Below are 1,056 nucleotides of genomic sequence, written 5' to 3'. Positions count from 1 at the left end.
ATCAGAATGCCACGGTGAATACGTTCCCGGGCCTTGTACACACCGCCCGTCACACCATGGGAGTGGGCTGCAAAAGAAGTGGGTAGTTTAACCTTCGGGAGGACGCTCACCACTTTGTGGTTCATGACTGGGGTGAAGTCGTAACAAGGTAGCCCTAGGGGAACCTGGGGCTGGATCACCTCCTTATACGAAAGATTATTGCGATGAGTGTTCACACAGATTGATACGGTTTAGAAAAGTAAAGAGATAGTAAGTGCCCAACACTTACAACAGTTTGTTTTCACTTTTAAAAAGTGAAAGTAAACCTAGTGTCCCGTTCGTCTAGAGGCCTAGGACACCGCCCTTTCACGGCGGTAACAGGGGTTCGACTCCCCTACGGGATACCATTGGGTCGTTAGCTCAGTTGGTAGAGCAGTTGACTTTTAATCAATTGGTCGCAGGTTCGAATCCTGCACGACCCACCATTCTTTCWCCACGAAGGAATTAAAACTTATYGTGGGCGATTAGCTCAGTTGGGAGAGCACCTGCCTTACAAGCAGGGGGTCACTGGTTCGAGCCCGGTATCGCCCACCATTCTCTAAGTATTTTTGGATTAAGTATTTCCAAACCACTTCAGTAAGACGTATGTGGTTGGAATTTTTGCCGCCGAAAGTCCTTAGAAAATGTTTATTGAAAACATGCTCTTTAACAATTTGGAAAGCTGACGAATAACAACAATCCCCATATCTTYAGATATGCGTTGTTATTCAATTAAAAGTTCTCAAATCCTATGTCTCTTAGAGATGTAGGTACCAACACACATTCAAGTGTTCTTGGAAACAACGAAAGTTGTTTATATTTGAGTCCGGCAAAATCGAATGTCTCTCGCTCATTCAATAATGAGAGACAAAACCTTGGTTGTTTGCCATACACCTTTTTGTCTTCACTTTTAAAAAGTGAAAGCAAATCGAAACCTCTTGGGGTTGTATGGTTAAGTGACTAAGCGTACACGGTGGATGCCTTGGCAGTCAGAGGCGATGAAGGACGTATTAACTTGCGATAAGCCCAGATTAGACA

At 44.3% G+C, this 1,056-nt stretch carries 3 tRNA genes and 2 rRNA genes; all 5 read left to right on the top strand.

From position 1 onward, the window contains the following. Positions 1-186, top strand: a 16S ribosomal RNA gene (locus DPF91_RS21750); the annotation flags it as partial. Between the two features lie 124 nt (positions 187-310). Next, a tRNA-Glu gene (locus DPF91_RS21745) sits at positions 311-386 on the top strand. Between the two features lie 2 nt (positions 387-388). Then, positions 389-464 (top strand) — tRNA-Lys (locus tag DPF91_RS21740). A gap of 33 nt (positions 465-497) precedes the next feature. Beyond that, positions 498-573, top strand: a tRNA-Val gene (locus DPF91_RS21735). A gap of 395 nt (positions 574-968) precedes the next feature. Further along, positions 969-1,056 (top strand): 23S ribosomal RNA (locus DPF91_RS21730); the annotation flags it as partial.

Source organism: Vibrio maerlii, assembly GCF_003415655.1.
GTDB classification, from domain to species: domain Bacteria; phylum Pseudomonadota; class Gammaproteobacteria; order Enterobacterales; family Vibrionaceae; genus Vibrio; species Vibrio maerlii.
This window is presented reverse-complemented; position numbering and strand designations above follow the sequence as displayed.